Here is a 25,476-nt window from a genome sequence, read left to right on the forward strand (position 1 = left end):
ATGCCTACACCATCAAATGAACCAAAATCGATTAAGAAAAAGGAAGAAGAGCCGGAGGAAACTGCTGAAGAAGAAATAGACGACTGGTGTGAACTTGTAAGCGGTGATGAAGAGGAAACAACAGAAGCTGACCGCGAGATGAAAGAATGGTGCAAGAGCACGACATCTAAAAAGGAAGAAGAGTAATTATTGGCTTCCTTACAAACACACGAGTACAAATATGAAATTACCAGATCACCGTACCAAAATTGTATGCACGATTGGCCCGGCTTCCAGTCCTGAACCCGTACTCAGGCAATTGATACTTAAGGGGATGAATGTAGCCAGGATTAATTTTTCTCATGGTGATCTGAAAAAACACAGAGAAGTTATTCAAAGGATCCGTAGTTTATCAACTGAACTGGGAGTAACTGTGGCCATTCTTGCCGACCTGCCCGGCCCCAGAATAAGGGTTGGAGACCTGGAAAACGAACCTTTAACTATTGAAAAGGGAGATACTGTTTATCTTACCCCTCTGGATATAGAAGGTGGGAAAAACATCATACCGGTAAATTACAAAAGGCTTTATGAGAGTGTAAGCCCGGGAAGCAATGTATTTCTCAATGATGGTTTTATCCAGCTTAGATGTCTGGGTAATACCGATAAAGGGGTAGAATGCAAGGTTGAGATCGGGGGTTATCTCACATCACACAAAGGAGTGAATTTGCCAGGCTCCCGCATCTTTCTGGATGCTGTTACTGATGATGACCTGAGATTCATGAAGTTTGCCCTGGATGAAGAAATAAACATATTCAGCCTCTCATTTGTAGAAAGTGCATCTGATATTGAAAAGTTGCGACAATTCGCCCAGCAGCATGGTGAGTCCATTTATGTCGTGGCAAAAATAGAAAGGGAAGAAGCGGTAAAAAACATAGATGATATTCTTGAGCATACCGATGCCATAATGCTTGCAAGAGGGGATCTGGGAGTGGAAACCCCAATCCAGCAAGTACCGGTTTTGCAAAAAGAGATTATACATAAGGCAAATCTGCGGGGTAAACCTGTCATTACTGCAACACATATGCTTGAGTCAATGACAGAAAATATTCGTCCGACACGTGCAGAGGCCACTGATGTGTCCAATGCAATACTTGACGGAACCGATGCCCTGATGTTATCCGGGGAAACGGCGGTAGGAAAATACCCGATTGAAACCGTGCTGATGATGACTGGAATTGCTTCAAGGACTGAAAAATGGAGAAATGAAACTGGCTGGGGAACTGAATTGCTTACAAAGGGCATCGATGAACTTACCATGTCAGTTAGTGATGTTATTGCCCTGCAGGTTTACCAGGCAATCAAACGTTTGAAAGTAGACCACACTGTAACACCCACCATTTCCGGCCAGACTCCGCGCAGGATTTCCCGATTTAAACCCGATTGCTGGATATTCGCTATGAGCAGAAGACAGGAAATATGTGAAACCCTTGCCCTTTCATATGGGGTTTATCCTATATATTCCCCGAATAAAGGTGGCAGCTGGGAACAAACTGCCTCTACATTGCTGAAAGAAAATCAGATAGCATCGGTTGGCGATCTCATAGTCTTCACAGAAGGGCAGTCTCCCGGTAAACCGGGAGGGACCAATATGCTGAAAATTTTGCAGATTGAATGATTTTAAAGCGTTTGTTCTGCAAGTAACGTAGAGATATCTTTTATCGCTGGTTTTGGCTCTCCTGAAACACCTTCCAGATGATACTGGCAAAAGGGACAGTAACTTACCAGTGTATTGCCTTCCTGAAGGTTTTCAAGGGTCAGATTTGCTATTTTACCGGATATTTCCGGGAAATTGGGTTTGACACCTGCCGGTGCACCACAACAAACCGTACCTTCAAACAGTTCTTCTATGGAATATCCCATAGCTGAAATCAACTGTCTGGGAACATCATTTTCCTTTCTCATGGGACATGCATCCCTCAGAGAAACCGTACCTGTGGTCTTACGTGGCTGCAGTCTGCCTTTACTGACAAGATCACTGAAGAGGTCAAGAGAAAATACCACTTCGAATTCCGGTTTTCTGCCTAATTTTGCATACTCTTTCCCGATGACCTCATAACATCCCGGACATGAGACTACCAGTTTTTTTATTCCCTGTGATTCGATGTAATCCACATATTTACGTGCATGTTCTGCAGCTTCATCCAAATGACCGTTGTCAATCAGGAAAAGGCCACAGCATTTTTCCTCTTCAAGTAACATGGGTCTGATATCTGCAGCATTCAGTAATTGTATCGTTGAACGTGCAATCTCCGGCTGAGCAAAGGATACCCAGCAGCCACCCATGTAAGCAATTTCTGATTTTTCAGCAATTTCCAGATCATTGGTCACCCAGTCAAAACGATGAGCATCATCCATGTGTCCAGGCACATTATTTACAAGAATGTTCTGACAGATCTTTCCGGTTTTATCTGGTTCCCTGCCCTGCTCTGCGAGCAGTTGTCTTTCCCTCTGTATAATATCCGTGATTGGAATGTCCACGGGACAGACATCATCACAGGCCCCACAACGTGTCGAAAGATACACATTGTTCATTTCATCTTCTGTAAGTTCTTTTCCTGCCTCAATACGTTCAAGCAGGGATATTTTTGCTCGGGGCGTAAAAGAGTCATTACACGTAACTTTTGTAACAGGACATACATCAAGACATTTGTTACATTCGATACATGAATCTGCAAGTTCCTGTAAATTTATCATAAGCTACCTCTGAATATATTCTGTTATAAAATTGTGGTTTCGTATATTAATAAATAATTAGTGGTACAAAAATAAGAAAAAGATATTAGCTAATATACATCAGCCAATGTCACTGGTGAAAAGATAGTCATTGTCCTTTGCAGAATTGTGACAGTTAATGCAACCATCCACCTGTCCTTCCACAAGGACTTCACCTTCAGGTGAATAGGATGCCCAGAACCAATCATTATGTTCCGGATCATAACCTTCTACCTTATACATCACAACTATGTTGCTGAGTTGCCTGTCGGATGTGTACCCTTCCTTAACGACAATACTTCCCTCGGGCAGGACACCTTCCCTGTTCTCAATTGCGATTTTGGCATCCTCTGTTACATAAGTTGTGAGTAATTCCCCATGTGCACCACTACTCTCATAAAATTCCCCGGCACCCGGCCAGAGATCCCATTGCCTGTAATCAGAGTCTTCTGTAATCATGCTATAAACATCAGCACCAGTTACTGATGCTGTGCCTTCCGGGGCAGTTTCATCACCGTTGCCGTAATCTGTACAACCGATAACCAAAAACATGCTCATCAGGATTGTAAGTAAAATCATTGTCTTTTTCATATAAAGTCCCCCTTAATATCCATTATAAAATAATGTGTCCTGTGGAATGATAAATATGCCGCTTAAATTTTGGCATTTGAGGGGTCAATATTTATTCCTCAAAGATATCCACAGGTTTCTGATCACAACCTTTCTGGACATGAAACGTAGTATACCCGGTATAAATCTGTACAGCCTGATACGAAAACTTCCAGAGGCATCTATTTCTAAAATTTCATTATTAAAACAGGGAACAATCTGATAATTGCATTGAGGGCAACTGCGCTTAACTATTCCAAGAGCCGCATGTAAAAACCCACACAGAATGCCTGTATATGCGGGATCATCAAAACCATATCTCATATCAAGAGAAAAAGAACGAAAATGGATAGCTTTTAAGGTGTCTGATACAAACCTGAAGATGGGATTTTTGATCTCAAAAAAAATAGAAGAGTACGATGAAAGATCATTTACAATAGTTGGATTGTGTTTTACCGAACGTTCTGTTTTAATTTCATCCTCTTGTTGTTCATTTTTTTTATTGCTGGAAGGTTTGATATTTCTGGAGATTCCCAACCAGGTTATTTTCAGGTTTGTTTTGTAACTGTTTTTTTCTAATGTAAACCTGAATGTTACATCAAATGCGACAAAAAAGAATAAAATTGCCACTACCAAAAGCAGCAAAAGTACAGAAAAAATAATCATAGGCCACATAGACCCGGATACTTAAATTGCCCGTCTCCTAATGGAAACAGGTTAATCTTTTTCCTCTTTATCTGACTCTTCTTTTACTTCTTCAGGTCGGTCAGAGGCATGCTTTTTCCCTTTCATTCCTTTGAATTTCCCGATTAGTTCCGGAACTGCTTCAATGACCTTATCAATATCGCCTTTGCCGGATACACGCAACAACTTTACGTCTTCTTCAGATATAACAAGAAATGCAACAGGATCTATTTTTGCACCTGCACCGCCGCCACCACCAAAGCTCGATTCGGTTGCACTTTTATTATCTTCACCGCCACCGCTACCAAAACCAAAGGACACTTTGCTGATGGGTATGATAGTTTTTCCACCTGCTTCCATCGCTTCTCCTACAACGGTTTTAGTGCTGACAAGTCTCTCAAGTTCCTCAGAGACCTCTTTCATTACATCTTCTACTCCCATATTGACACTCCCTTATATTCGATAGTTTTATTGATATAATAAGATGGGTACTGTTATTTAAAAAGATAATCCAGCATTTTCTGAAAATAAAAAACTGATAGTTCATATCAAACAGGATTATGTGCATGAATAAACACTTAAGTATATAAACACATACTTACACACCACATAATGTTTCTAAAAGAAACTGGAAATAATTCATAAAGCCAAATGGATGTGGAACAGTGAAAGTTGTAGGTTTTGTAGGAAGCCCACGTAAAGATGGGAATACAGATGTACTTGTACAGCAAGTACTTGACGGTGCCTCCGAGAACGGTGCTGATGTAAGGAAATTCAATATCAATGCGATGGATTTCCAGGGATGTCAGGCATGCGGCTACTGTAAAGCCCATGAAAGATGCAAACTCGATGATGATATGGAAAAAGCCCTGGATGCGATCATTGATGCAGATGGTATTGTTTTTGGATCTCCGATATATTTCGGTCAGTTCACGGGTCAGGCACGTTCATTCATAGACAGGTTCTATTCTCTGATAAACCCGGATTTCTCTCCGCGTATCAATGCCGGTAAGAAACTTGTATTGGTGGGTTCCCAAGGGTTCCCCGAAAAGAGTCAGTACAAATCGGTATTTGAAGAGTTTGGGGGACTGATGAACCAGTTTTTCGGAATGGAAATCAAGAATACATTGCTTGGTGCCGGCTACTATGAGCCCGGAGCAGTGAAAGAGAACACTGAATTAATGGATGAGGCAAAAATTGCCGGAAACGAAATGCTCGACTGATTCCCGAACATTCCTGCCTGTGTATTTTCGTATCACGGGCATAAATTTACTTTTTACTTACGGAAAACACCGGTATAATGTGGCCACCTGAAATACTCCCCATGCCTGCCGGAAAGTTCTGCAAGACCTGCTTTTTTCATGTGTTCTACTATTTCTACAGGGGACATACCATGATCATGCTTGGTTGGTTCCCTGATGTAGATAAGACCAGTTTCCTTAAGTTTGCCTGCAAGAGAATTTATTATTTCCTGCCTGTACTTTTCCTCAATATCATGGAGGACAAAATGAATGAAAACGGAATCAAAATAATTATCAGGCAGATCTGCATCTTCGATCCTTTCGCAGACAAACTCAACGTTGGAAAAGTCCTTCATCCGTTTTTTTGCTTTCTCCAGCCAGAAAGCAGAGGTGTCAATGCAAACCAGATTGCCACTGTCTGAAAGGGCGTTTGCTATATGCTTTGAAGCCGCGCCTCCTCCGCATCCAAAATCCAGAATATTTTCATCACCTTTCAACTGCAGACCCTGAATATATTGTTTATAGCGGAAACTTCCCAAACGGTTCCAGAGAACTTCCATTCGCAATTTTTCGAAAAAACCAGGGTTATCAAAGCTCATGTGATATAATCAATAATCTATTTCATTAGTTTTTCGCCAAATTCCAAACATTAAAACATAATTTTCTTTGATATCAGCAATGGTAAAACACATAAGTCTTTGAACCATGGGTATACCCATGCCAGCAAGAATACATGAAATCATAGAATCCAAAAGGCTTGTCATAAGGCCACTGGAGGAAAAAGATTTTGCTGGTTTTTACAGGTTTATTTCAAATGATAAAGCTACAAAATATTTTTTCTTCAGTCAAAAACCGGTATCCTATAAAGATACTCGCAGGTTTTTCCGTAAAACGATGGAAAACTACGATGAGCCAGACCAGGTCTATGCCTATACTGTTGCAAAAAAGAGCAGTGATGAATTTGTCGGTTCTGTTGGAATGCTTCCTGACCCGGATAAGGGAGCTTAGCAGGTTTACTGGTCCATATTACCAAAACACTGGAACCGGGGATTTGCAACCGAGGCTATCCAAATCTTCTTGCATCACGCTTGCCGAAAACTGGATTGTAAGCAGTTCATCGCTTTTTCGCATGAGGACAACATTGCTTCCAGGAAAGTTGCAATAAAAATCGGTATGAAAAATGAAGGACCTACAAATGTAAAAGGGGTTGACCATAAACCCCTGCGCTATACACTGAACAATTGTGAAAATTGAAAATGGACATTCAATCGACCAATTTCAATTAAAAGAACTGATTAATGACCGATTCAGAAAAGTTAAGCAGGATTTTGTTCCGTAGACAGGCGATTTAGATCGACGATTAATTTTTTAGTGTCCACATCCTGCTTGTCTGCGATCTGGCATATTTCATCATATAACAGAGTAAGTTCCAGTTCGTATTCCGATTCTCCCTTGACTCTGGACCAATAATCCAAAAATATATCCCTCTCAAATTCGACAAAATTACCATCTATTTTTAAGAAAATTGCCAGTGGATTTGTGTTTACAATTTTCCCAACTTTGCCAGTTTCATTATTCTTATAAAACTCCCCATGTTTCATCTTTGTTCATCTCCAATGCCAACCACATATTTGATTTTCTAATTTATTAAGCATAGCGACAGGTTTTGGATTTTTGGGCTTGTATTTTCAACTAATTCAAGGATTCCAATAAACTGTATTTTAGCATTTGTGTGAGATGAAAACATGACTTCAAATTCACTCCCACTTCTCCCTCAACCCCACTGACAGCACGAACGCCGCCGTCACAAGCACTGCCAGTACCAGCAACGAGGCACGTGCACCGTACTGATCCAGCATCACTCCTGCAATCACCGGACCCAGCGCTGCACCGAGCCATCGAATCATATTGAACGTACTCATCGTGGTACCCAGTATGCTTGAATCGGTACGTACAACCTCGTCCACCAAGATGGTTGAGGTAAGTGTTACAACCGGACTGAAACACAACCCCACCAGTGCGAAATTCAGGGCGATTGCCAGCGGGTCCACTGGCATCCTGCAGAACAGGATTAAAGCGACCGCTGCCACGAATGTGACTGCGACCATAGGTTTTTTCCGGCCGATTGTATCGGAGCATTTGCCACAACCTGAAGCACTTATTGAACTGACCGCTGCAAACGGTACGAACAACAAACCGGTAGTTGACGTAGATATACCCTGGTCCTGGGCGAAGAAGGGCAGCACATAGGTGGCACCGATGGAAGCCATGTTGCAGAACATAGCTATAAAGGTCACATATACGATGGTGCGGGTCTTGAATAGATTGAGTGACAGGCTCATAAGTTTCAGGAAATGGGTGCTTTCCCGATATTTCGGAGCAGTCTCTTCCAGCAGGAAAAAGACAGCACATACAAGAAAAACGATCAATGAAAGTGCCTTGAAGACAACCCGCCATCCGTATTCTCCTCCCAGTGTACCCCCGGCTATATATCCGGAAATCGTACCCAACCCCACAGCAATGGCTATAATACCCATTGCCCTTCCCCTCTCCTTTAATTCATAAATGTCACCAATCATCGTGAACGAGGTCGAAAAAAAGATTGCAGCCCCAATTCCTGAAATAGCACGTGCCCCCAGGAGGCTGAGAAAGGAATAAGCAAAGGAAGTCACAAATAATCCGCTTGAAAAAATGAATATACCGCCGATTATCATGGGCTTTCTTCCCAACCTGTCTGACATCATGCCAAAGGGAATCTGGAAAAATGCCATACATATCATGAAAATTCCCGCCACCCAACCCAGGTTTGAGCGGGAAATGTTGAGTTCTGCAGCTATGGGGGGCAGCAGGGGAATAAAAGATAAAAGGGCCAGGAAAACACAGAAGGTCCCCAGGAATAAAAGGGTAAGTTGTCTGGATGGGTGCTTTCCTGATAGAATTTTCATTTTTTCTCTCGTTATTTACCTGAATCTGGAAGCTAAATAAAAGCACTTCATGAATGGACCACTGCAGAACTTTTTGTATCAAAAGGATTTGTTCGCATTGCCAGAGAGAAAAGATATGGGTGGTTGTGCTTTAAATACTTCATGTAATTCAGCCATTCTATAACAAGCCTGCTATAAGCCCTTTCTATATCAAGAGCCAGATGATCAAAATCCGACTCCGGAAGATCTTCCAGATCCGCGCGGCTAACCAGTTCCTCCATCAGGTGGAAGACGGCACGCAATAGACCCGTAAAGGATTCATGTTCAAGCAGTGAAGGATTTTCAAGTAAACCTGCCATGAAACTGCGGTGATTTCTCAGGAAATCACGCAGGAAGACAAGATCCACGTTGCCTATATCCACCGAATATTCATAATTGCGCAGGAATGTAGTAATTTCCTCAAAATCTTCGTCGGTCCAGTCTTTCCTCACGATTAGCCGATTGCGAACATTTTCAAGACCTGGATCGGCGTCTGAAAAGAAAGCGAGCAATTTAGTTCCCACTTCGCTGAAAAAAACACCGATAACCATATTCAATTTTTCAAGCCGCTTGCTTTTCTCCATATCACTAAGCAATTTATGTAATATCATCGTGACAAGCAAAACCTCTATTGGAACAAATGCTATATCGCTCACGAGGAATATGAATATGTGGTGTGGGTCGTTAAAAATCAGGTAATGGAAGAAGTAAATAATGGTTGATGCAACCACCAGCGTTATTCCAAATATTTTGTAACTTTTTGAAATGTCCATGAATTGATATCTCCTGTATAACAGATATTCTTAAGCAATCAAATATGTTTGTTCTTCCTATATAGGATTTCAAGAAATAAAAACTTATAATTATACTACAAAAAGCAACTATGAACAATTTAATCAAAATAATCCTGATATTTGCCATTTTAATTATAGCAGCCTCGGTCCTATGGGCCAACCACCAGAACCAGATGTACGAGGATACTTTCCAGAGCGAGTATCAATATGATGTCAGCATAGAAACATTGCAATCACTCCACAATGTGACCCTGTATTTACCCCTTCCTTCTGATGGGAATGAATCTTTTCTTTCAGAGGCCCTGAAATCAGAGAACAATCTGAATAAGCCAATCGGATGGAACTGTACCATTACAGAAACCAAACACGGAAAAATGCTGCAAATCACAGCACATGAAATTGACCCTGAATTCCATTCAACTCAGGTTCCAATAGAAGAAGGCCAGAGTGAAGGACCGAACCGTACAATAAACGAATCCACTGAATATTCAGAAGATACGCCTGTTCCCTATCCAGAGGGTTTCAGCATCTACCAGAATGCTGATCATGAATTGAACACAAAAAATCCTCTGGAAAACGAAACTACATTCATACCAAAATACAACATAAAAAAAGTTACAAACCAATTCCCCAATGAAGACAATGAAAATGTCAAGACGTACCAATACGAAAGCCGTCTTTATGCAAAGTACAACACAACTCCAGAAAACACGGTAGATATTTCCATGAGCTTTATGGGAATGAACAACTGGTGGATCTATGGCTGGAGCGGCAACCAGTATCATGAACATCTATCCATAACCCTGGAAGGAAGTCAGGACGGCTGGGCACCAATAGAAGGAGAAATCGTTACTGGTGAGGGGAATTACCGGTGAAATTGTAGCAATAACTTATTTACAAAAGAAGGGAGTTGCTTGGGAACTCCTCAATCAGTTAAACTTCAATTTTATCTCAAATCATCACCCAAAAACCCAACAAAATGAGAGATAAACCACTAATTAATTTCAAATATCTCCTGTGTTCACGAATACGTTTGGATAAAGTATACCCTCCAACCAATCCTATTCCTAGGAAAGGAGTCAATACCCCAAAACTGAAAGTAAACAATAGGACCAGATTGTTAATTGTTCCTTCTGTTAAAGACTTGTTCAGTAAAATTAGAAGCGTAGGTACAGTGCAAGGCACCTTTACCAGAGAAAACAGGACTCCCAGAAAAAACAATCCTCCAATTGTCCCTGCGTGTTTTCTGGCTGTGTTCTGAAAATATTTGTCAAAGGATATCGGAAGGCGAAAAATTCCCATCAAAAAGAGGCCTATTCCAATAACTATGATTCCTGTAATCACAGAAAATAATTCCATGTCTGGAAGTGTCTTCCAGAACACAAGCAATCCTACCCCTATGGCGAGGTAAGATGTCATTAATCCGACACCAAAGACTAGTGCCCGTTCCATACCGCTACGTGCAGACTTACCGGTACCGGCTGTAAAAGTCAAAAGAAATCCGAGTATGGCCATCAAACAGGGGGATAATCCGGCAAAAAGGCCAAGCGAATAAGCAAACGGAATATTCAGGTCACTGTTTATGTATTGGTTTTCAGGTTTACTGTCTTCAAGATATTTGTCAATCGATATCCTGAGATTTTTTTCGGTGATTTCTCCTTTTGGGATTTTAGTTTCATTATTTATGACCACACCCGGAACCTCAATAAAGCCGTATTGGTTCCACCGGTTGAATCCATCAGTTGTATCAACATTCGTTCTTACAATTTCCACATCATCATATTGTTTTTCAGTTTGATCAATAATGGGATCTGTTATCTCGCAGTCATGGCAACCTGTCTGATGGAAATATTCGATGTATATAGGCTGTGCTTGAACAGTTGGAATCAGTAAAAAGAGAAGAAGAAAAAGAACTATGCTTTTTTTCATCATATTTCCTTATTTCCTTTTGATGTCTATTAGCTCACTAGCAGTATATGATTTTTGAGGGGTAGAACGATGGATATTTTCAATGCCAAGGTCCTTATAAAGTTCTGAAAAATCAGTCATTGTATTTTTATTGACGTTGTATTCTGACTTTGCCAAAAAACCTCTGTCCAAATCAATCCAGTTTTCTCCTTGTACAACACCATTTGTTTTTAAGAAAATTGATTCATTTTCAGATTTATACTTGGCATCCAAGATATAATCAGTAGTGGTTTCAATTGCTACACAATCAAATTTTCCCGCCTTAACAGATATTTCGCTTCGCTCAGAGCATTTGTATGTAGTGTTCCCGGATACAGTATACTCGACTAAATTGTTGTCTATAAATAAACTATCATTTTTGCTAAAATATGAACTCCAGACATCACCTTCCGCAAACTCTTTTTTGGGATATTCTAATATTGATACCAACTCAAGTTGAATTTCTGGTATTATTAAGTCATTAGATTTTATTTTAATGATTTCTCCACTAGGAGTCATATTCATATGGTAAATTTGTTCTTCTGATTTGGTATTAGTCACCGTTTTAGTTAGCACTTTCAAATTTATATGATTGTTTTCTTCGCTTACCACATAGATATCAGTAGTTTCAGAAACTTTTGTACTTGGTTTTTCGATTGCAGTTAGAACTTCGTAGCTATATTGCTCGCCCTGCTTAAAGTTATACTTCAACTCATATTTCTCTAAATCGTTTTGTTGGGAAGTTACAAGGCACCCAGCAGTTAGCAAAAATAATGTGATTAATGCTATTAATGTTATTGATAATTTAAAATTCATATAAATACTCCAAGATGTCATTTTAATGTTTTTATATAATCTACTACAGCCAGTAAGAGAAATGTAATACCAAGTATTAGTGCATAGTAATTACCTGAGGTAACATAAGATCCAATAATAACTGCAGAGATAAATAAAACAACCAAGTATTTACAAACCCCGCCATATTCTGTTTTATACATACCAATGGACGAAAACAATGCAGCAAAACTGAGCAAAATCATATCCACATAATACTTTGAAACAACAAAATATCCGTAGAAAATCCACAATACTATGAAACAAAAAATGATAAAGGGGATGTATCTCCCCATTTTAGTCATTACCAAGTCCTCCTTTCAACAATGAGTTTCTGCCATCTCACAAGCGTCTTCAAAGCCCTCTGAACAACCACATAAATAGCATGGACACAGTGAATCGTATGCTGCAGCTGCAAGACATGCTACACAAAGTGCTCCCATGGTTAGTACTCCTCCACTAACACAGACTGCTGAGCAACCAATTCCATAAATTAATATTCTTGTTAGGCATGTTCCACAATCAGTGACTCCGCGCACTGCCAAACTTTCGCCCGTCTGATCATTATATGCATAATTCAACCCATCAATATTCCCGTCAGCATCTTCAAATTTAAATGTTGAAACTTTGGCATCAACAACAGATCCATCTTCTGCAGTTATTTCTAGGCTGTATGTTTCAACATCCTTTTGTTCAAATCCTTCTTCTTTTAGTTCTTCTTTAAGGCTAATGATTGCCTTATCTGCAAGAGCTTTATCTAGAAGTTCATCCCTGTCGTTTCCTTTTAATTCAACAGGTTCTCCCATCATTATATTGTCATCACATGTCTTCTCGCCACATGTTCCGCCAGGCACACATGCCATAGCAGGCACTACTGAAAACATACTCACAACCAACATTACCATAAGCAATGCTGCAATTCTAATTCCCTTACTTTTCATTTCTTCGCCTCTTTGATTTTATTCCAGAGACAAAGCTATGTTTATATAGTGTAAACCACAACCTAACCCTGCCTCCGGGCCAATGTGGAGTTCTGTTTGATAACGCGCATTCAAGCTCCACATTGCAAAATACTATAATGTAATACCATATATAGTTGAGGATTACACATATTAGCTTTCTTGTTAACAAAAATGTCGTTAATATTTATAATAAAAAATATGTATGAGAAGCATACAAAGTAATCATCCTCTAAATTTACAGAAATTCTTTTATATAAACTAAAATATATATAAATTATATTATCAAAAATGAATTAAAGATGAAAGACTGAATTATTCCTCCCCATTGATTTTTCATTAATATAACAGATGAATATTAATTACTCCGTTTTTGAGGGTTATCTTTTTGATTCCTATTAAACATAATTTTATCCCAAGCTTGACAGTATCCGCTCCTTGATGAAGATATCTTTTCCTCTTTCAACCTAAAATTTCCGCTTTTTTTGCCAGGAAACCCGTTTGACAATATGGTCTATTTTACGACAATTTCTACGAGTTTATCCTTTTTTGTCTTAAAGACAGTGTTCTAAAATACACTATTTATTTGGTTTCTCATGTAATCGACCGTAAGTGCCAGATTACTGAGTGAACATTATGTAAAGCATGCCACCTATTAAAAAACCAACTGGATAAAAAATAGCTCTGGTGGGTGTTTTGGTTGTATCACCTATTGATTTCCATATTCCTTTGTAACGATATGGTTTGTATTTTTTGAGATAAAACGGATATAGTGACATAATAGTAAGAACGGCAACAGTAACTATAATTGGTCCAACAGTCATGATCTTTCACCTATTAATACATACATTGATTTGAAATATTTATAAAAAATAAAAATTGTGCTTATTAATATCATACATAGTGGGATGAATCAGCCCTTTTCTATATATTATGAAAGACACGAAAAATATTATGACCACAGCCGGAACCTCAATAAAGCCGTATTGATTCAACCGGTTGAACACTTCAGTGTTTATGACATCGGTTCTCACAATTTCTACGTCTTCATATTCTTTTTCAATTTGATCAATAATAAGATCTGTTATCTCGCAGTCATGGCAACCTGTCTGATGGAAATATTCGACATATAGTGGTTGTGCACCAGATATAGGAATTGACAGTAGAAGAAAAGAAAAAATCTCACCATTTTTTCCCCCTAAACATTATGAGAATTGCTATAGCTCCTATCAAAGGTGAAAGGCCTAACGGTATTAATTCTGGTTCTGATTGGGAAGAAGAATCGATCGTTTCAATTGTATTTTTAAATTCTACTATTGCATTTGCTTGTTCTTTTGCAATAAATGCATTGCGTATAGATATGTCTGCAAGAGGTATAGAACTGGTTGAATCTTTTATTCTGGATTCTTCTAACCGAATTTTTGCGGATTCAAAATGAAGTACTATTATGGGAGCATCAATTTCAGGATTGCCAAGAAGGCTGCTCAGGGATGCATTTGTATTTTCCATTTGTTTTTCAGCGCTACGTATAGCCTCTTTGTGACCTACAACCCTTTTATAGTCAATTCCAAAATCAGCCAGAGCTTTAGCTTCTGCTGCATTCATAGTTGCCAAATAGTATCTTTCTGCAGAATAGTGCTGCTTTGCAGTTTCCAATATGTTTTCGGAAGAGGCGAGTATATCTTTTCGGTTTCCCGATTCACTTAAGATCTTTATTTGCTCGTCTGCAACCTGTATCCATTTGGATGCAGTTTCTTCTCCACCTTCAATACTCTGGATATGATTTATTTTTGAAGACTCATTGTTCTTATGTTTTGCAACATTTAACAAATTTTCTGCCTTATAAATAGCGAAATTTGATTCAATTAACGTTTCCAAAGTATCATTGAAATTTCCATTATCATAATGTTCTTGAGAAATAGAGAAATAACGTCTACTTTCTTCAATTTCATTCTCAGCAAGAGAAAACCATTCCATTCCCGAAAAGCTTAAATTGTTTTCACTTAGACCTGCTAATTGTTCATCAATTTCATTATTTTTACTCTCAATTTCATCAAACGTGTCATCAATAACGATTTTAGTTCCATGAACAGAGGCCATGTCATTCATGTCCATTTTCATAACAATTCTACGACATTTTAATGCTAAATTATAAGTGTAAAATGGATATTCCTTACTGTATTCAGAAGACTGGGTATAAAATTCATTCAATGGAAAAGTGGAGTTGTTTTGATAATAAAATGATAATTCTGAGATCTCTTTTGAAGATAAGTCGTAAAATATATTTTCTTCGGAAGCTGCCGGAACTATCGATATAATTACAATTACGAGTAAATAAAGTAATTTTTTAATATTCATAAAATCCCCTATTTATTGGATGAAGTATGTTGCTATAATTACACCAGAAATACCGCAAATAAGACAAAATATTGCGAATAACAGTGATTGGATTTGCGTCCATTTTTTTTCTCTAGCAACTAGATAGAAGTATATACCAATCAAAAACAGAATTGGTGAAAAAATCGATTCATACATTGATAATATCTCAAATTTTAAAATAAAGTAATTAAAGATTATTTCAAATATATCAATCAAAATTGTGGCGAATATAAAAAGTAGAAATAACTGTGAAGGTTTGTATTGTTTGTAGCCAATCATGATCATAATCCTCCAAAAAAGATAAATGCTGTATTAACATACAGCATCACAAATTGCATCACAGTAGACCGTTATGTCTACGAAACAAATACCTAGGCATATGCCCACACACGCTACATATCCGACACCAGTTGGAGCAAGGACTCCACAAAGATATGGACAAGCTGCACCACATCCCTGGCCTCCTAAACCAGCACATGTGCCCATACATAATTCGTAACAATCAATACTTTGAGTTGTTACCATCCCTGAAGCTGAATCATATACAGTAATTTTGCCACTGTTAGATGTGGAATCTCCTGCAATATTTACTGATATTTCCTGACCTTTGTCTGATACTAATGATACTTGGTATCCACCCACTATCACTGATGAAGTTCCACTCCATACTTCTGTTATTTCATAATTTTTCGATATGTCGTAAAGTTTAAATGAGTCGGCAGACTCTTGATAACTGAATATAAACCCACCTGTGTCTGGATTTTTTGAAATGGAATACTCCTCAGGCAGGCTTATTTCCTCTGCTACAAGTTTCAAAATTTTCTTTTCAGCAGACTTGTCTATAGGTTCTTGTGGTCCTTGTGGTGCACACGCCATAGCCGGTGCTATCGCAAACATACTCATAACTAGCATTGCCATAAACAATGCTGCAATTCTTGTTCCTTTATTTTTCATTTCTTCGCCTCTTTGATTTTATTCCAGAGGCAAAGCTATGTTTATATAGTGTAAACCACAACCTAATCCTGCCTCCGGGCCAATGTGGAGTTCTGATTGGTAACGCACATTCAAACTCCACATTGTAAAATACTATAATGTAATGGTATATATAGTTGAGGGTTACACATATTAGCTTTCTTATTAACAAAAATGTCGTTAATATTTATAATAAAAATATGTATGAGCTCTATATAAAATAATTATTTCTTACCTTTGTAGAAATATTCTATACTAATTAAAATATCTATAATTTGTAACATCAAAAAGGAATTACCGGTGAAAAAACCGAGTTATTCCTCCCCATTGATTTTTCATTAATATAACAGATGAATATTAATTACTCCGTTTTTGAGGGTTATCTTTTTGATGCCTATTAAACATATTTTATCATCTAATCTATACTTTATTTTGAATTTTAATTGTTTGAAAAGTATGTAAACTATAGGAGGAGTGGAAATGGTAAGTTTTGGGGATGTTTTTGACGTAGTAGCAGGAGTGGCAACAGGTGGATTATACACACTTGGTAAATCGATTTATGAGAGCAGTGAATCTGCAGGGGATGCCGCAGAAGCCGCAGGTATATCCATCGCGATAATTGGCTCGACAATCCAATCCGTAGGAGAACAGCTAAATTCTTTCCTGCAGGAAACAGAAGAACTCATAACCATAAGAAGGCTGAGCCCACGGGCAGAAAATGATCTCTGGGAAGAAGAGAAAGACAGACTTGATGAACTGAAAATTGAAAAACAGGAATTGTTGCAACAACTTCAAAATCTGGGTTTGGAAGACCCTCTGGATTTTTCCTTTACATTCGGGGATATGATTTCAGATATGGAAAATGTACTGGAAAAGTTCGAAATCCTGTCAAGAATCGCAGCTATCAACGGTCAGATAATGGAGATTCTCTACAAGGAACCGGGAGTTCTTACCACCGGGATATACAACGCAAAAGAAGTTCTTGAACGCCTGAATACCGTTGAACAGCCTATGATAGAAGATGTCCTCGGAGGAATTGATGACAATCTGGAGGTTAGTGAAGAAGTATTGACAGAAACAAAGAAATTGTTTGTTACCAAAGAAAAGGTACCTATATCCATTACAGACCTTAAACCTGCACAGAAACTTAAACTTGACAGAATAACTGCACGTAAAGCCTACTTCAATGACCTGATAGAACGCAAAGGTGAGATAACATCATCCCTGCAATCCTTAATGAAAGAAATGCCTGCTGCAAAATTTGAAGTGAAGAAGGATATCATTCAACCTGTGGGAAAGATTGATACATCCGACTACCTGAAATTTCCAACACCCGCTTTATTAGGGCAGGATTCATCCAGTTTCATGCCAGAAAGTGATGATAATGAAGTTAAAAGAACCTTTAATCCTGATGATCTGAAAAATGAAGAGAATCAATTTGCAAAGATCGACACAGGAAAAAGGGATTACCAAAATACGGAAGAAAAATCTGGATTTAAAGATAAAATACCTTCAAACACAGAGGCAAACATTTCAGCTATAAGGAATTCATTAGAATCTTCAGGAAAACATTCACTGGAAAAAGAACAGCCTGCAGGTGCAAGGGTTTCAGCTTCCATTGCGACAAAATTTGATGGCTACCAGCGCAATTTTGATCATATCCTGGCCCAAAGTTCCCTTTATGAAAGGCAATTGCATAAACTTGAAAAAGAAGAATTAATGCTAACCCATATCTGGAAGGATACACCCGGCATTATCCCGCAAACCCTTGATGAAGCTCATGGGGTCCTGGAAAGCTTGCATAACGACCAACAACCACGCATCAATACTGTGCTGGACAACCTGAATGATAATCTTGAAGAATCAAAAGAAACACTTTCAAAAGCAAACGACACAATGGATTCAGTACAACAATCCCTTTCAATATTCGATTTCAATACCACATGGCTCAAATACGGATTAATAGCAATCGGAGGGCTTGTTGTATTGAATTTACTGATGGGGCTTATAGTGCTTACACGTACGGCTTTTGGAATATAAGCAACTTTCAATACATAGGTTTAAATTTGGAAAGCTTAATAATAAAAAGGAGGTGGAAACTTAGAATCTCATTTGGACAATAAATTCAATAGAAATATTCTTAATGATATTATGAATCAGTAAATTCAGTTATCAACTTTCGACTGTGCTTCTTTGGTTTTTCATTTTGCATCTTAGAAGAAAAAGGGCTACTCAAAGAGAATATAAAGTTTATTTCCGTGATAAATCTCCTTTTCATGGATACATTAAATAAAGTAAACTTTCATAAGCAGCCAATATATGAACTGTCACCACACCAAAAAAGGATTATTTAGTAGAGTGAATTAATTGTCCATATTCCATTGTAATAACCCTGTTTGCATTTTTTAATATATTCTGATCATGTGAAATTACAATAAGGGTTTTACCATTGTTATGCATACCTTCCAACATCCCAGCAATTTTTTCAGCTGATTTTCTGTCAAGATTTGCTGTAGGTTCATCTACAAGTACTATGGTTGGATCATTCATTAGTGACCTTGCTATCCCAACTTTTTGTTGCTCCCCTCCACTTAGTTCATTCGGGTAATGAAATAATCGAGCCTCTAACCCCTGCTCATATAATAATCGTCTTGCTATTTCAACTATGGTAGAATAATCTTTGTTTGCAATGATAGAAGGAACAATTACATTTTGTAACACATTGAACTCCCTAATGAGATTAAATTGTTGAAAAACCATACCTATTTTTTTATTTCTGAATTGAGAAAATTGTTCATCATTAAATGTGGATAGATCAAATCCATCAACCATAATCTTTCCACTTGTTGGTGTATCAAATCCTGCAATTAAATTGATTAATGTTGTCTTACCAGAACCTGACATTCCCATAATACCTAAAAATTCACCTCTCTTAACAGACAGGTCTACATTATCAACTGCTTTCACTACATGGCTATTTTTCAAATATGTTTTTGAAACATTGTTCATATTAATGATGTTAGTTGCCATAAATTACACCTTCAATAATTTAGCAATCGGAATTTTACTGATTTTCCTATGACTGTACAACAAGGCTATTATAACAGCAATTGAATAAACAACTAAACCGATCATTATTCCTTGAAATCCCACTTCTATTGGAAGATAAAGTTCAAACAATAACTGGTATATCAAATACTTTGTCACAATTAAAGCAAGAAATAATACACAAACCATAACAAGAATCTGTTCAATTGTGTATATTTTCATAATTTGCTTTTTGCTAGCCCCAAGTGAAGTTAATATAGAAAAATTTCTTTTCTTGCTATCAATAGCAATATTTTGCTCACGGAGGAGTATTGTAAGATGAAGCAATAATCCACCTGAAAAAAATACAATTCTTATAGTTAAGGGTAATAGCTCTTTCAATTCTGTTGCTGCTCTATTTAGTTGTTCTTCTTTAGTAGTTAGTACCCAATCTTTTTCATTTTTAGTCATATAAGCTTGGATATATTCAAATGTAGCCTCTTGGTTACTACTGGCTATGTACAAATTACCAGCAAGTTCTTCATCTTCTGCAATAAGATCAATAGGTCTTGTATCTTCAATAATAAATTCTGTTTCAGAAGTCGGAATTGTTATACCTGTGATTTTATAAACATATTTGGAGCTGCCTACCCAATATATGATCGTGTCGCCAATATTAACATCCAGTCTCTTTGCTATATTCCAACCGACTAAAACAGATCTAAAATCCAGATATCCACTTTCAATATTACCTGAAATTAAGAAATGGTCAAGACCTATAATTTCGAGTTTTGATGTATTCTTAAGTGTTTCAGAATCCAATAATAAAGTATTAACAGGAATAGTTGTTTCTATATAAGTATCACTAATATTTCCATTGTATACTTTCCCGGACCCATAACTACCAACTGCAGAATCAACAATATTAGGCCCTTTTAATAATTGTGAATGGTCATATTTTGTAATTTCACCATTTACAAATATATCATAATTTGCTTTTTCTAAAGGAGAAAGTTGTTCATGTTCAAAACGAATGGGAACTAATATCAAAGTTAAAGCGATTGAGAAGACAATTGTTAAAACTAATAACTGCCTTAGCAATTGCCCAGGAGTTTTTCTAAATTCATTTTTTAAATAAAAAAAAGAAAGATAGGAAATATAATCCCTCCTTTTAAGAAAGATTGACATACACATATGCATTATCGCCATTAGCAAGTGTCAATCCCGCATATTGACGAGCTTTATACCTCCCCGTATTTTTGGCATCTGCATTTGAATAAACATGTTTATTAGTAGGTCCCCCAAACATGCCCATTGAATAACGATGAGTCCAAGCCTTACCTATCGCAGTATTCGACTTATAGACGTATTCGATATCCTCTGAAGATGATGTAACTTCAGGTTTATTGAAACCTTCATAACTTATATCATTAGCAAACCATGCATATTCCGGAAGAGGCACTCCATAAACTTCAGCCTCATATGTAGCTTCTCCTTCAAAATCAAAATTTGAACCTACTGTTCCTTGATGTTTATCTACAGATAAACTTGCATCTGCAACCAGGCTCCTAATAGTTACGTTTTCTTCAATGTCAGGATTTAGATTTTCTTTTGCACTCACGGTTGGCATTAAGCAACACGCCATCAACAACATTGCTGCAAACAATATACTGATTTGAAATTTTGGTATATTCCTCATTTTATTTCTACCTCTTTGATTTTACTCCAGAGGCAAAGCTATGTTTATATAGTGTAAACCACAACCTAATCCTGCCTACGGGCCAATGTGGAGTTCTGATTGGTAACGCACATCCAATCTCCACATTGTAAAATACTATAATGTAATGGTATATATAGTTGAGGGTTACACATATTAGCTTTCTTGTTAACAAAAATAAGAGCAATCTTTGCACTAAAATTGTGTATAGAAAACATAAATATATAAACTCTGACGGCAGGATAGTAAAACAAATTCTCATGAATCATTTCTTGATAATATCCCTAAACTTAACCCTTCTGCGAGTCATGATAACAGTTTTATCGGTACCACGAATGACCTGTTCAAGGAACACATCCTTCAGAAAGTTCTTGAAGAATGGGCGGGTGGTTGAGCCCAAAAAGATCACATCATGATTCTTTGCCTCTTCATCAATTACGGACACTGCATCATCACCAACAATAAACTTGCTTTCGTTTTCCGCTCCCGATAAATGAGCGGAAACTCCATGGAATACCTTGAAGAGAAAAGAAAAATACTGGAAAAGATTTTCTCTTTATGTGTCTGTATTGTTCAATAACAGGGGATAACTGTTATCGATTTTCCACTTTTCCATACATATTAATTCATGCAACATCCGGTGTATTTCGGAACATTTGATCCTTCAATATCCCGTATTCATCAAAACACATACGGGATGTCAGGAAAATTGCAAGTGTCACACATGTAACAGTGGATACATAAACAGAAACCATTACTGCAATCTGGTATTTGATCGCCAGGATCGGTGATGCTCCGGCTATCAACTGGCCACTCATCATGCCGGGTAGATGAACTATTCCTATCGTAGAAATATCTCCTACAGCCGGTTTCAGGGAAGAACGGAGACCTTTTCTTACATAGGGCATAAGTGCCTCATTCATTCCGGCACCAAAAGAAAGTCTGGACACATAGCGGTTTTCATTCCTTTTCAAACTGCTGTAGAAATTTCCTACACCAATTATAGTTCCGCCAAGGGAATTACCAAGCAATATACCACCTATGGGTATGAGGTAGGGAGCTTCAAACACATTGGCCAGGTCAATTACAAAGGAGTTCACATACATAAGTATCAGGAACGTCCCTCCCAAGAAAGCACCAAGTGTAGGGATATAGAGGGATTTGAGATCCATTTCCTGACGCTGGACAGACTCAAAGGCTGCAAATGAAACCATCAGGAAAAACCACAATAAATTCAATACAGGATTATTCATATCAAACACAAATGTCAGGAATAAGCCGGCAAGGAAAAGCTGTATCGTCATCCTGAGAATAGCTGTAAGGGATTCTTTACCCATATTCAGCCGCACATATCTCATTATGAATAAAGGAATTATGAGCAGAAGAAAACCAAAAAATAAACCTGTGTAAGAAATCTCGTCAGGCATTTATTTCACATCCGTCAACAAAGACTTCATCCATAGCTACTCTATCCCATGTGTTGTCGTGGGACACAACAAGAAGTGTCCAATCTTCATTTTCAAGAAAGAAGTCCACAACCTTTTCCTTAAGTTCGGGATCCAGTGCCGATGTGACTTCATCAAGCAGGAAAATCTCCTTGCCCAGTAACACGGAAATTATTATGCATATTCTCTGTTTCTCCCCTCCAGACAGATCCTCAAACTTCTTGTACACAATGGACCTGTCCAATCCAAAGTATTCAAGCAGGGAATTACGTCTCCTGTGATACTTTCTTCCCTGGTTATGGTCAAAAGAAAATATTTCGTTGATCAAATCCTTGACAATCCCCTCACCGATATCAGTATCCTGTGAAACATATGCGATTTCTTTCCTGATGTCCCATATGTTAGAGGCCGAAACTTTTCTGCCCCTGTAAAAAACCTCTCCATCATCGACACGTAAAATACCCAATAGTATTTTGAGAAGAGTTGACTTACCGCTTCCTGATCGCCCTTTCAGAATTAACTTATCACCCAGATTGACAGTCAGGTTAAAGTTAGAAAAAAGACGGGAACCATGAAAATCAACACATATATCCTTATATCGTATCAGTTCTGAACTCATGTATGAACCTCACTCAAAAATCCTCATTTAGTAACACTTAAATCATAAATATCATATTTATTCTTGCAATAAATCATACTAATTAATACAGCGTTACATATTGTTTTTTTATAAAATATAGCAATTAGATCTATTTTACTTGTTTTTTAGATTCAATTATTTCAATTAATAATCTATTATGTGCATATTAGATATGAATTTTACTTATTATTTTTAACACTAAAGTTGTATTTGATTATAATAAAATCCCCTATAGTAACACCCTAACTTCACATCGACAAAATCTGTCAATGATGTTGAAAACAAAAATATGGAAGGATAACACTGAAGTAGTAAATGAACCAAAGCTAAAGGAAATAGAGAATAAAACATCTTATACAAAGGTCAACCATGCAACAAAAACAGAGAATCATCAATGCACTGGAATGCAAATCGGTAGATAAAATTCCTGTAGGATTGTTCACAACCGCTGCTCCACTGGAAATTATGGATTCATGTGGTGTTGCCAGGCCCGAAGCTGACTTTGATCCTGAAAAGATGGCTGAGCTGGCAATAGCCACTCAGAGTATCCCCGGATTTGAGACTATACGCTACCCCTTTGACTTAACAGTGCTGGCAGAAAGTTTCGGCTGTAAGATTCACAGGGGATCAAAGGACATACCTCCTGCTGTACTCGAAGGACCGGAGATCAATATTGAAGACATAGAAGTTCCTGAAGATTTGATGCAAAAAGGAAGAATGCCTGCAATCCTTGAAGCCACACATATTATAAAAAGACAAGTAGGGAATGAAGTTCCACTTATATGTGGTTTTGCCGGTCCTGTGGACCTTGCTGTTAATCTGATGGGCATGAAGCCGTTCCTGTTAAAAATACTTAAAGAACCACATAAAATAGAAAGATTAATGGAAGTCACTACCCAGGCATGCATAAAAGCTGCTAATGAAAGCCTGGGAGCAGGAGCAGATGTGATATGTTTCGGAGAAGCAGTTGTTTCCCCCGACATTGTTCCACCGGCTATGTTTAAGTCCGTCATAAAACCATACTATAGACAACTTGTAGATTCTGTTAACGGGAAATGTGTAATCCATGTATGCGGAAAAGCCGATCCCGTAATAAAAGATATTGCCGAATGTGGATTTTGTGGTATAAGTGTTGAAGAAAGTGTTGAAGATCTGCAATACGCCATAAAAATGGCACATGAAGGCGGTGCTGCACTGATAGGCAATGTTTCAACTTCCACTACCATATACAATAAAACTGCTGAAGAAGTAAAAGCAGAAGCTTTGAAATGTCTGGAGGCAGGCGTGGATATCCTGGCTCCGGGTTGTGGGATCGCACCACAGTCACCCATAAAGAATATGCAGGCCCTTGCACAGGCACGGAATGAATTCTGCGAGGAAAGATAAAAACGGATCAAGAAGTAACTTATTTCTCAAAGGTGTAATGAATGAAAGTAATAATCATTGGCGGATTCCTGGGCAGCGGTAAAACTACTACCCTGCTTAAGCTGGGAAAATATCTCAATGATAAAGGCGAAAAAATCGCCATTATCGTAAATGAGATAGGTGAAATCGGAGTTGACGGGACAACACTGGATATAGAAGGAGTGGAAACCAGGGAAATCACCAACGGATGTATTTGCTGCACTTTGAAAATCGATATGGAACAGGCGCTTGACTCCCTTGCCGAGGAATATGGGCCAGATACAGTAATTATTGAACCAACTGGCGTCGCATTTCCCCGACAGATCAAAGAAGAAATTGAATTGATGAAAATTGCAGAAATGGAGTTTTCCCCCATAATAAATCTGATAGATGGAAGCAGGTTCGATCTGGAAATTGAGCAGATTCCAAAATTCATAAAAACTCAGATAGAGGATGCAGACATCCTGGGCATTAACAAAATAGACATTGCGACAGACGAACAGATCAGTAAGGTCAAAGCGTTATTGCAACACTATAATACAGATGCAAAAATACTGGAATTTTCGGCAAAAGAAAATGCAGGAAATTTTGAAGAATTAATAGAAACCATAGGTGGAGAAGGAAAACAAAGAGACCATTCCACAAAACAAAATTCTATTGCTGAATCAAATGTATCATCCCATGCCATTGAATTTGCAATTGAGTCAAATGATCTGGAAATCAAGAAGGGCCACAAGCTGGCAAATGAAATTGTTGATTCCATACATAGCCAGTTCATTCAATTGAATCCGGATTTTATAGGCCATATAAAGATGTCCATGGACCTACCGGAAACTTTCCTGAAAATCAGCCTCACATCCTCTACAAACAAACCTGAAATAGAAATTTTTGAGAGGGAAAATGCTGCAAACCCAAAGGTTAGAGCATTGGCAGCTGTGACAAATATCAGACAGGATGATGTAGTCAAAATACTGGAAAACACTATTGAGGAAATGTTTGCGGAAACAGGAATTGACCTTCAGAGACTTCAGCAACATACAGACACAAAAAATATCATTAACCTGTGTGATATTTCTATATAAACAGAACCGGGGGTCTAATAATAACTGA

General features: G+C 37.9%; 28 protein-coding genes and 1 pseudogene. 8 read left to right on the forward strand and 21 right to left on the reverse strand.

All coding sequences use genetic code 11. The annotated features are described in order from the left end of the window. Entirely contained in the window at positions 1–186 is a 186-nt protein-coding gene (locus BKM01_RS08850; protein ID WP_072357808.1) for a hypothetical protein, read from the forward strand. Between the two features lie 34 nt (positions 187–220). After that, the gene (pyk, locus tag BKM01_RS08855; RefSeq protein ID WP_072357811.1) at positions 221–1,654 is read left to right on the forward strand and encodes a pyruvate kinase; all 1,434 of its coding nucleotides are present in this window, start codon (positions 221–223) and stop codon (positions 1,652–1,654) included. 2 nt (positions 1,655–1,656) lie between these two features. On the opposite strand, the gene BKM01_RS08860 is transcribed toward pyk, so the two are convergent. The 4 genes from BKM01_RS08860 to BKM01_RS08875 all read right to left on the reverse strand — a co-directional run bounded on the left by BKM01_RS08860 (position 1,657) and on the right by BKM01_RS08875 (position 4,485). After that, on the reverse strand, positions 1,657–2,733 hold the full coding sequence (locus BKM01_RS08860; RefSeq protein ID WP_072357814.1) for a (Fe-S)-binding protein: 1,077 nt from the start codon (positions 2,731–2,733) through the stop codon (positions 1,657–1,659). A gap of 99 nt (positions 2,734–2,832) precedes the next feature. Further along, complete coding sequence (locus tag BKM01_RS08865) at positions 2,833–3,342, reverse strand: cytochrome P460 family protein (RefSeq protein ID WP_084006218.1); 510 nt, start codon at positions 3,340–3,342, stop codon at positions 2,833–2,835. An 84-nt stretch (positions 3,343–3,426) separates the two neighbouring features. Then, positions 3,427–4,035 carry a DUF2953 domain-containing protein gene (locus BKM01_RS11270; protein ID WP_084006219.1) on the reverse strand — a complete coding sequence of 203 codons (609 nt, stop codon included), beginning with the start codon at positions 4,033–4,035 and terminating at the stop codon, positions 3,427–3,429. A 42-nt stretch (positions 4,036–4,077) separates the two neighbouring features. After that, positions 4,078–4,485 carry a GerW family sporulation protein gene (locus BKM01_RS08875; protein ID WP_099816318.1) on the reverse strand — a complete coding sequence of 136 codons (408 nt, stop codon included), beginning with the start codon at positions 4,483–4,485 and terminating at the stop codon, positions 4,078–4,080. Between the two features lie 224 nt (positions 4,486–4,709). Here BKM01_RS08875 and BKM01_RS08880 point away from each other — a divergent pair, with 224 nt between their 5' ends. Beyond that, positions 4,710–5,267: a flavodoxin family protein gene (locus tag BKM01_RS08880; protein ID WP_072357820.1), complete on the forward strand. Its 558-nt coding sequence runs from the start codon at positions 4,710–4,712 to the stop codon at positions 5,265–5,267. Positions 5,268–5,320: 53 nt separating this feature from the next. Here the strand turns inward: BKM01_RS08880 and BKM01_RS08885 are convergent, their stop codons facing one another. Further along, a complete protein-coding gene (locus BKM01_RS08885; RefSeq protein ID WP_072357822.1) occupies positions 5,321–5,884 on the reverse strand; it encodes a class I SAM-dependent methyltransferase in 564 nt (187 codons plus the stop codon). A gap of 118 nt (positions 5,885–6,002) precedes the next feature. Here BKM01_RS08885 and BKM01_RS11100 point away from each other — a divergent pair. Beyond that, a pseudogene (locus BKM01_RS11100) lies at positions 6,003–6,539 on the forward strand (GNAT family N-acetyltransferase). A gap of 62 nt (positions 6,540–6,601) precedes the next feature. On the opposite strand, the gene BKM01_RS08900 reads toward BKM01_RS11100, so the two are convergent. The 3 genes from BKM01_RS08900 to BKM01_RS08910 form a co-directional block, all read right to left on the reverse strand. Continuing rightward, positions 6,602–6,886: a hypothetical protein gene (locus tag BKM01_RS08900; RefSeq protein ID WP_072357828.1), complete on the reverse strand. Its 285-nt coding sequence runs from the start codon at positions 6,884–6,886 to the stop codon at positions 6,602–6,604. 156 nt (positions 6,887–7,042) lie between these two features. Further along, entirely contained in the window at positions 7,043–8,230 is a 1,188-nt protein-coding gene (locus tag BKM01_RS08905) for an MFS transporter (RefSeq protein ID WP_072357831.1), read from the reverse strand. A gap of 47 nt (positions 8,231–8,277) precedes the next feature. Then, complete coding sequence (locus tag BKM01_RS08910) at positions 8,278–9,021, reverse strand: hypothetical protein (protein WP_072357833.1); 744 nt, start codon at positions 9,019–9,021, stop codon at positions 8,278–8,280. Between the two features lie 110 nt (positions 9,022–9,131). Between BKM01_RS08910 and BKM01_RS08915 the strand changes: the two genes are divergently transcribed. After that, positions 9,132–9,917: a hypothetical protein gene (locus BKM01_RS08915; protein WP_072357835.1), complete on the forward strand. Its 786-nt coding sequence runs from the start codon at positions 9,132–9,134 to the stop codon at positions 9,915–9,917. A 76-nt stretch (positions 9,918–9,993) separates the two neighbouring features. Here BKM01_RS08915 and BKM01_RS08920 read toward each other — a convergent pair whose 3' ends face one another. From BKM01_RS08920 to BKM01_RS08960, 7 genes are all read right to left on the reverse strand, one after another. Beyond that, positions 9,994–10,974 (reverse strand): cytochrome c biogenesis protein CcdA, encoded by a 981-nt coding sequence (locus tag BKM01_RS08920; RefSeq protein WP_233125545.1) that lies wholly within the window; start codon positions 10,972–10,974, stop codon positions 9,994–9,996. A gap of 6 nt (positions 10,975–10,980) precedes the next feature. Beyond that, complete coding sequence (locus tag BKM01_RS08925; RefSeq protein WP_072357838.1) at positions 10,981–11,805, reverse strand: hypothetical protein; 825 nt, start codon at positions 11,803–11,805, stop codon at positions 10,981–10,983. A 17-nt stretch (positions 11,806–11,822) separates the two neighbouring features. Continuing rightward, positions 11,823–12,128: a hypothetical protein gene (locus tag BKM01_RS08930; protein WP_072357841.1), complete on the reverse strand. Its 306-nt coding sequence runs from the start codon at positions 12,126–12,128 to the stop codon at positions 11,823–11,825. Positions 12,129–12,143: 15 nt separating this feature from the next. Beyond that, complete coding sequence (locus tag BKM01_RS08935; RefSeq protein WP_072357844.1) at positions 12,144–12,764, reverse strand: hypothetical protein; 621 nt, start codon at positions 12,762–12,764, stop codon at positions 12,144–12,146. A gap of 638 nt (positions 12,765–13,402) precedes the next feature. Beyond that, entirely contained in the window at positions 13,403–13,606 is a 204-nt protein-coding gene (locus BKM01_RS08940) for a hypothetical protein (protein ID WP_072357847.1), read from the reverse strand. Between the two features lie 358 nt (positions 13,607–13,964). After that, positions 13,965–15,140, reverse strand: a complete 1,176-nt coding sequence (locus BKM01_RS08950; RefSeq protein ID WP_072357854.1) for a hypothetical protein — start codon at positions 15,138–15,140, stop codon at positions 13,965–13,967. A 333-nt stretch (positions 15,141–15,473) separates the two neighbouring features. Continuing rightward, on the reverse strand, positions 15,474–16,115 hold the full coding sequence (locus BKM01_RS08960; RefSeq protein WP_072357860.1) for a hypothetical protein: 642 nt from the start codon (positions 16,113–16,115) through the stop codon (positions 15,474–15,476). A gap of 498 nt (positions 16,116–16,613) precedes the next feature. Between BKM01_RS08960 and BKM01_RS08965 the strand changes: the two genes are divergently transcribed. Then, a complete protein-coding gene (locus BKM01_RS08965; RefSeq protein WP_072357863.1) occupies positions 16,614–18,173 on the forward strand; it encodes a hypothetical protein in 1,560 nt (519 codons plus the stop codon). Positions 18,174–18,479: 306 nt separating this feature from the next. On the opposite strand, the gene BKM01_RS08970 is transcribed toward BKM01_RS08965, so the two are convergent. The 6 genes from BKM01_RS08970 to BKM01_RS08995 all read right to left on the reverse strand — a co-directional run bounded on the left by BKM01_RS08970 (position 18,480) and on the right by BKM01_RS08995 (position 22,941). Further along, positions 18,480–19,163, reverse strand: coding sequence for an ABC transporter ATP-binding protein (locus BKM01_RS08970; RefSeq protein ID WP_072357866.1), 684 nt, complete (start codon positions 19,161–19,163; stop codon positions 18,480–18,482). Positions 19,164–19,166: 3 nt separating this feature from the next. Continuing rightward, positions 19,167–20,348 carry an ABC transporter permease gene (locus BKM01_RS08975; protein WP_157769635.1) on the reverse strand — a complete coding sequence of 394 codons (1,182 nt, stop codon included), beginning with the start codon at positions 20,346–20,348 and terminating at the stop codon, positions 19,167–19,169. Further along, entirely contained in the window at positions 20,332–20,781 is a 450-nt protein-coding gene (locus BKM01_RS08980) for a hypothetical protein (protein WP_143744084.1), read from the reverse strand. The genes BKM01_RS08975 and BKM01_RS08980 overlap by 17 nt, the downstream gene beginning before the upstream one ends. A gap of 361 nt (positions 20,782–21,142) precedes the next feature. Further along, the gene (locus BKM01_RS08985) at positions 21,143–21,322 is read right to left on the reverse strand and encodes an adenine nucleotide alpha hydrolase family protein (protein ID WP_198926171.1); all 180 of its coding nucleotides are present in this window, start codon (positions 21,320–21,322) and stop codon (positions 21,143–21,145) included. Positions 21,323–21,503: 181 nt separating this feature from the next. Further along, the gene (locus BKM01_RS08990) at positions 21,504–22,304 is read right to left on the reverse strand and encodes an ABC transporter permease (RefSeq protein ID WP_072357873.1); all 801 of its coding nucleotides are present in this window, start codon (positions 22,302–22,304) and stop codon (positions 21,504–21,506) included. Further along, a complete protein-coding gene (locus BKM01_RS08995; protein ID WP_072357875.1) occupies positions 22,297–22,941 on the reverse strand; it encodes an ABC transporter ATP-binding protein in 645 nt (214 codons plus the stop codon). Before BKM01_RS08995 ends, BKM01_RS08990 begins: the two co-directional genes overlap by 8 nt. A 390-nt stretch (positions 22,942–23,331) precedes the next feature. Here BKM01_RS08995 and mtaA point away from each other — a divergent pair, with 390 nt between their 5' ends. Next, positions 23,332–24,348: a methylcobamide:CoM methyltransferase MtaA gene (gene mtaA / locus BKM01_RS09000; protein ID WP_072357877.1), complete on the forward strand. Its 1,017-nt coding sequence runs from the start codon at positions 23,332–23,334 to the stop codon at positions 24,346–24,348. A 41-nt stretch (positions 24,349–24,389) separates the two neighbouring features. Continuing rightward, the gene (locus tag BKM01_RS09005; RefSeq protein WP_072357880.1) at positions 24,390–25,448 is read left to right on the forward strand and encodes a CobW family GTP-binding protein; all 1,059 of its coding nucleotides are present in this window, start codon (positions 24,390–24,392) and stop codon (positions 25,446–25,448) included. The last annotated feature ends 28 nt before the right edge of the window (positions 25,449–25,476 follow it).

The sequence above is a fragment of the Methanohalophilus portucalensis genome (assembly GCF_002761295.1).
Classification (GTDB): Archaea; Halobacteriota; Methanosarcinia; order Methanosarcinales; family Methanosarcinaceae; genus Methanohalophilus; species Methanohalophilus portucalensis.

Coding starts and splice junctions, on each gene's coding strand:
- BKM01_RS08850 (WP_072357808.1), top strand. CDS start 1: ATGCCTACACCATCAAATGAACCAAAATCGATTAAGAAAAAGGAAGAA.
- pyk (WP_072357811.1), top strand. CDS start 221: ATGAAATTACCAGATCACCGTACCAAAATTGTATGCACGATTGGCCCG.
- BKM01_RS08860 (WP_072357814.1), bottom strand. CDS start 2,733: ATGATAAATTTACAGGAACTTGCAGATTCATGTATCGAATGTAACAAA.
- BKM01_RS08865 (WP_084006218.1), bottom strand. CDS start 3,342: ATGAAAAAGACAATGATTTTACTTACAATCCTGATGAGCATGTTTTTG.
- BKM01_RS11270 (WP_084006219.1), bottom strand. CDS start 4,035: ATGTGGCCTATGATTATTTTTTCTGTACTTTTGCTGCTTTTGGTAGTG.
- BKM01_RS08875 (WP_099816318.1), bottom strand. CDS start 4,485: ATGGGAGTAGAAGATGTAATGAAAGAGGTCTCTGAGGAACTTGAGAGA.
- BKM01_RS08885 (WP_072357822.1), bottom strand. CDS start 5,884: ATGAGCTTTGATAACCCTGGTTTTTTCGAAAAATTGCGAATGGAAGTT.
- BKM01_RS08900 (WP_072357828.1), bottom strand. CDS start 6,886: ATGAAACATGGGGAGTTTTATAAGAATAATGAAACTGGCAAAGTTGGG.
- BKM01_RS08905 (WP_072357831.1), bottom strand. CDS start 8,230: ATGAAAATTCTATCAGGAAAGCACCCATCCAGACAACTTACCCTTTTA.
- BKM01_RS08910 (WP_072357833.1), bottom strand. CDS start 9,021: ATGGACATTTCAAAAAGTTACAAAATATTTGGAATAACGCTGGTGGTT.
- BKM01_RS08915 (WP_072357835.1), top strand. CDS start 9,132: ATGAACAATTTAATCAAAATAATCCTGATATTTGCCATTTTAATTATA.
- BKM01_RS08920 (WP_233125545.1), bottom strand. CDS start 10,974: ATGATGAAAAAAAGCATAGTTCTTTTTCTTCTTCTCTTTTTACTGATT.
- BKM01_RS08925 (WP_072357838.1), bottom strand. CDS start 11,805: ATGAATTTTAAATTATCAATAACATTAATAGCATTAATCACATTATTT.
- BKM01_RS08930 (WP_072357841.1), bottom strand. CDS start 12,128: ATGACTAAAATGGGGAGATACATCCCCTTTATCATTTTTTGTTTCATA.
- BKM01_RS08935 (WP_072357844.1), bottom strand. CDS start 12,764: ATGAAAAGTAAGGGAATTAGAATTGCAGCATTGCTTATGGTAATGTTG.
- BKM01_RS08940 (WP_072357847.1), bottom strand. CDS start 13,606: ATGACTGTTGGACCAATTATAGTTACTGTTGCCGTTCTTACTATTATG.
- BKM01_RS08950 (WP_072357854.1), bottom strand. CDS start 15,140: ATGAATATTAAAAAATTACTTTATTTACTCGTAATTGTAATTATATCG.
- BKM01_RS08960 (WP_072357860.1), bottom strand. CDS start 16,115: ATGAAAAATAAAGGAACAAGAATTGCAGCATTGTTTATGGCAATGCTA.
- BKM01_RS08965 (WP_072357863.1), top strand. CDS start 16,614: ATGGTAAGTTTTGGGGATGTTTTTGACGTAGTAGCAGGAGTGGCAACA.
- BKM01_RS08970 (WP_072357866.1), bottom strand. CDS start 19,163: ATGGCAACTAACATCATTAATATGAACAATGTTTCAAAAACATATTTG.
- BKM01_RS08975 (WP_157769635.1), bottom strand. CDS start 20,348: ATGTCAATCTTTCTTAAAAGGAGGGATTATATTTCCTATCTTTCTTTT.
- BKM01_RS08990 (WP_072357873.1), bottom strand. CDS start 22,304: ATGCCTGACGAGATTTCTTACACAGGTTTATTTTTTGGTTTTCTTCTG.
- BKM01_RS08995 (WP_072357875.1), bottom strand. CDS start 22,941: ATGAGTTCAGAACTGATACGATATAAGGATATATGTGTTGATTTTCAT.
- mtaA (WP_072357877.1), top strand. CDS start 23,332: ATGCAACAAAAACAGAGAATCATCAATGCACTGGAATGCAAATCGGTA.
- BKM01_RS09005 (WP_072357880.1), top strand. CDS start 24,390: ATGAAAGTAATAATCATTGGCGGATTCCTGGGCAGCGGTAAAACTACT.